The following is a 4943-nucleotide window of genomic DNA, read 5'->3' on the forward strand; positions in this document are numbered from 1 at the left end:
GGATTATATAAGGGGCGCCAATACCAAAACGCCGGAGAACAAGGTGCTTTTGGCGACATGTGCCGCGTTTGGGGGGTAGGCCAAGACTCCAAAAATCAATATAATAGAAAAATGAATCCAACCAATGATTACTCAGCACAAAATATCACCGTTTTAAAGGGCCTGGAGGCTGTCCGCAAGCGTCCGGGCATGTATATAGGCACGACGGGCATTGACGGGCTTCATCACCTTGTTTTTGAAGTAGTAGATAACTCCGTAGACGAAGCCATGCAGGGCTTTTGTACCAATATTTTGGTTGTTTTGGAAGGAAACGATATAGTCAGGGTCGAGGACAATGGGCGTGGTATTCCTGTCGATATTCACCCTACAGAGCATGTCAGTGCGTTAGAGCTGGTAATGACAAGGTTGCATGCCGGCGGTAAATTCGATAAAAAGTCGTATAAAGTTTCAGGCGGTTTGCACGGCGTTGGCGTTTCTGTCGTAAATGCTCTTTCCGAGTGGTGCGAAGCCTATGTTCATCTTGATGGGAAAGTATACACACAGCGGTATAAAATCGGTATTCCCGAAAGTCCAGCCAAGGAAATTCAGCCTACAGGACTCCCTTACGCTTATTCGCCGAATCGCCAGGGGACTGTTGTCCGCTGGAAAGCCGATGTTACAATTTTTGAAACCACAACTTATAATTTTGACGCTCTTTCCAACCGTCTGCGTGAACTTGCGTTCTTAAATAAGGGATTAAAAATTACGATTCGTGATGAGCGGCTTTCTACGCCTAAAGTTCACGATTTTATGTTTGAAGGCGGCGTAAAAAGTTTTGTCGGCTATCTGAACGAAAATAAAAACGTATTGTACAATGATCCGATTTACCTTGAAGGTGTCCGTGAAGACGGCTTTGGCGGTCAAATTGAAATAGAGACAGCTATCCAGTACAACGACGGTTTTAACGAAATAATGTTTTCGTTTGTAAACGATATTAACACTCGTGAAGGCGGCACTCATCTTATCGGATTTAAGTCCGCACTTACCCGCACCTTAAATGAATTTCTTAAAAAGTCAAAACATTCCAAAAAGTTAGACGAAACTCTTTCAGGGGACGATGTGCGTGAAGGACTGACTGCGGTACTGTCGGTTAAAGTTCCCAATCCGCAGTTTGAAGGGCAGACAAAAGGAAAGCTCGGCAACTCGGAAGTAAAGAGTATTGTGGAGTCCCTTGTAAACGAACAGCTTGAACTTTACTTTGACCAGCACCCCGACGTAATTAATAACATTCTTGAAAAATCAGTGTTAGCCGCAAAAGCTCGTATTGCCGCCCGTCAGGCAAGAGACGCTACACGCAGAAAAAACGCAATGGACAGTGCGGGGTTGCCGGGGAAACTTGCCGACTGCTCCGAAAAAGACCCTGTAAAGTGCGAACTTTTTATCGTAGAGGGCGACTCCGCAGGCGGCTCCGCCAAAGGCGGCAGAGACAGACGCACTCAGGCGATACTTCCTCTGTGGGGCAAGATGTTAAATGTAGAAAAACAGCGTATCGAAAAAGTAATAACAAACGATAAATTACAGCCGGTAATCGCAAGCATTGGTGCGGGTTGCGGCAATGAATTTGACGTTTCTAAAATTCGCTACCATAAAATTATCATAATGGCTGATGCCGATGTTGACGGCTCTCATATCCGTACATTGCTTTTAACGTTCTTCTACCGTTATATGACTCCGCTTATTGAGCAGGGGCATGTTTATCTTGCCATGCCGCCGCTTTACAAAGTAAGTTACGATAAAAAATCATTTTACGCTTACGATGACGCTGAAAAAGACCGTATTCTTGCCGAATCGGGCAGAGATGCGGAAAAAGTTTCAGTTCAGCGGTACAAGGGGTTAGGTGAAATGAATCCTGACCAATTGTGCGATACGACAATGGACCCGAATAAACGCAATATTATTCAAGTGCATCTTGATGACACAGTTGAAGCGGAAAGAATTTTTACCACGCTGATGGGAGAAGTTGTCGGTCCTCGCCGTGAATTTATCGAGGAAAACGCTCTGTTGGTCAGTAACTTGGACGTGTAGTTACTTAAATCTTTAATGCCTTTGCAATGAATTTGCTCTTAAGGTCTATCGCTTTATGCGGACATAATTCGTGACAGCAAAAACAGCGGATACATTCTTTTAAGTTTATATCGGCTTTTTTCTTGCCTTGTTTATCGATCAATGTGATCATTTTTTGCGGACAGGCGGTTGCGCACATTCCGCAGCTTATACATCTTGTTTTTGATACTACAGGATATTTTGTTAAAGCCGATTTTAAAATATTCCTTACAAGGGGATTTTTTTCGACAGTTTTACTAAAACCTTTTACAGTCGACGGAAATTTATAATCGAGTATTTTTAGCTCGGAAAGATCTTCGCCAATTACATTTACATCTTCTATTTTGTACGGAGATAGCTCGCGTCTTTTTGCCGCCATTAATACGGGGTTGTGGTCGTAGGGAAGCCCCATAATTTCACCCGCGACAACATCAAGCGCGAGAGGACTTGTAGATGCTAACAAAAGCCCAACTTGCCTTGGAGTCCCCGAAGCGCCGGGTCCTTCGCCTTCCATGGCAAGCACCGCGTCCATAATTGATAATCGAGGAGCTACATAAAGAGACAAATCCAACAGCATATCCGCAAAATGCTCTTTACTGATTAACTTTGCGTGAAACCCTACTTTTGATAAACCCGGTATAATTCCAAAATGATTTTTTACCGCACCCGTTACGTGCATATACAAATGCGTTTTCATTTTACAAAGATTAAATACGCCGTCCGCATGGGTTATTGGATTTATAACGTCAATTTGTTTCATTAATTTGCCCTGCGGGAAAGATACTTTTTCATGTCCTGTATCCATATTTACATCAATGCCAGCCTGTTCCGCCGCATCGTACATTCCGCAGGTTTTATAAAGTTTTTTAAGAGTTGCTTCGTTATATAGGTAACCGGAACCGGGACTGTCCGCTATTAACGGAATAGCCCCTTCTTTTTTAGCAAGCTTGCCTATTGCGGCGACAATTGATGGGTGAGTGCTAACCGCTTTTTCAGGCGGCACAGCGCCTAACAGATTTGCTTTTAAAGTGATCTTTTCGCCTTTTTTGGCAAATTGTCCAATGCCGCCCATCATGTCAAGTAGTCTATTAATTTTTTCGTCCGCTTTTTCGTAGCTTTCGCATTTTACAATGTAGACATCTGTTTTCATAAAAAACTCCCCATAAAATTAATCTGCAAACTCTATGTTTACCGAGCGTTCATAGTCAAACCCGCGATCGCTTGTTATTGGCGCGGGAAATATCTCAAAGTACACAAGCGCGTTACGCCCAAGCGTTAATTCAACCGCTGGCGCACCATGACAACGATTAGTCGCTATAAGCGGCGACACACTTTGAAGTAACTTTATTTGCTCAAGGGACGGATTCGCGGGCTCACCAATATCGTGCCATACTTTTAAAGGATTGCATACATCTTCGTCGACTGTTTTTGTGATAACGCAGTATTCGTTCTCCTTAAACGCGCCTTTTTCAGGCATAAAGCAAAGCGTCAATTTGTCGCTTTCTTTGGCAAAAGGCTCGTTAGCGGCTATGATATTCCATGCAATTCCGCGATAAGTCCCGTCTTTTTTTCTTAAAACAATAGTATTCTCTGAACGATGAATACATTCGCCGTCTCCCAAATCCTTAAAAAACTTAAATGCCCAATATGTCGGTTTGAAAATTTTCCCGTTTGCGACAAGTCCGAAACCTCCGTGAAAAGGCGTAAAAGGCACGCCTGTTTCTTCAAAAATATCCCCGAATGTCCAATACGAGTATGATTCGCATGCGTCGCCAAGATATGCAAGCTGGTAGGCGATGTATGCGGCGTTAAGGTTGGTATCGTGCATAGGCGTACGGGGCGAGTAAGAAGTGTTAAATTCCGTTACGTGCATTTCCATACCGCGGTATTCGGGGTAGCTGTCGATAATTTCGCGGGAACGGTTTGTTTCGGCAAAGGCGCGGGAAAGCGGGCTTATTTTTGGGTAGCCGTATTTGCCGTCGCGTTCAGGGACTGTAATGTTGTACAAATGGCGCGTAACAAAATCGAGCGGAAGTTTTTCGTCGCGGCAAAAATTTAAAAAGTCCTTTAACCAGGAAATATCATCGACGCCGCAAATAGCGGGACCGCCCACACGGAATTTTTTATTAACAGATTTTACAGTTTTTATTGATTCGCGGAAAAGTTTAAAATATTCTTGTCTGTCGGCGTCTTTCCAAAAGTGAGCAAGGTTAGGCTCGTTCCAAACTTCTACGAGCCAAGACGTTGCTTCTTCCGCGCCGTAGCGGTCTATTAAATGTTGTAATGTAGCGGCGACAAGTTTGTTCCATTGCGCGTAATCTTTTGGCGGCGTAATATTACCGCGCCAATAAAATACCGACTGTTCCCCAGACGCTATCGCATGAGGCATAAAGCCGAGCTCAATAAATGGACGGATATTGAGTTCCAGATAGCTGTCTATTACAAAGTCAAGATATGTAAAATTGTATTCGGGTACTATAGAGCCGTCTTCTGTTTTATATTCCTGATAAATTGCCATGTCTTCGTTAAAGAGACCATGACCGCGAATCCATTTAAACCCGATATTTTCCTGCACAAGTTTTAATTGTTCTAAATATTCTTTTTGAAGAGCAAGTCCCATTCTGCCTGTTCCAATGCAAAGAAATGCATTATTGCGAAAATTAACAACTTTTGCGGTTCCAAGCATTATTGTCTTTTTTTGCATATATGTCTCTTTTAATTATAATAATTATCTATGAGCGCAGATGTTTCTTCAAAATCACTGTGGAGTAAAAGTTCTTCAACAGAAGTTAAAAGTTCATTTGTTTTTTGCGCCCAAGGTTTTTCTCTTAATTCGACTAATACATTTTACAGTTTTTATC

Annotated in this window: 3 protein-coding genes; 1 reads left to right on the top strand and 2 read right to left on the bottom strand. The window is 42.8% G+C overall.

The annotated features are described in order from the left end of the window. Window positions 1-111 precede the first annotated feature (111 nt). On the top strand, window positions 112-2064 hold the full coding sequence (gene gyrB, locus ACYVTD_RS09675; RefSeq protein ID WP_461247573.1) for a DNA topoisomerase (ATP-hydrolyzing) subunit B: 1953 nt from the start codon (window positions 112-114) through the stop codon (window positions 2062-2064). 4 nt (window positions 2065-2068) lie between these two features. Here gyrB and ACYVTD_RS09680 read toward each other — a convergent pair whose 3' ends face one another. Both ACYVTD_RS09680 and ACYVTD_RS09685 read right to left on the bottom strand, forming a co-directional pair. After that, a complete protein-coding gene (locus tag ACYVTD_RS09680) occupies window positions 2069-3232 on the bottom strand; it encodes a DUF362 domain-containing protein (protein ID WP_461247571.1) in 1164 nt (387 codons plus the stop codon). Window positions 3233-3250: 18 nt separating this feature from the next. Continuing rightward, window positions 3251-4786, bottom strand: coding sequence for a GH39 family glycosyl hydrolase (locus tag ACYVTD_RS09685; RefSeq protein WP_461247572.1), 1536 nt, complete (start codon window positions 4784-4786; stop codon window positions 3251-3253). Window positions 4787-4943: the final 157 nt, after the last annotated feature.

The organism is Treponema sp. R6D11, from assembly GCF_054786075.1.

Excerpts from the sequence above, each read along its gene's own strand:
- gyrB (WP_461247573.1), top strand. The coding sequence starts at position 112 with ATGAATCCAACCAATGATTACTCAGCACAAAATATCACCGTTTTAAAG.
- ACYVTD_RS09680 (WP_461247571.1), bottom strand. The coding sequence starts at position 3,232 with ATGAAAACAGATGTCTACATTGTAAAATGCGAAAGCTACGAAAAAGCG.
- ACYVTD_RS09685 (WP_461247572.1), bottom strand. The coding sequence starts at position 4,786 with ATGCAAAAAAAGACAATAATGCTTGGAACCGCAAAAGTTGTTAATTTT.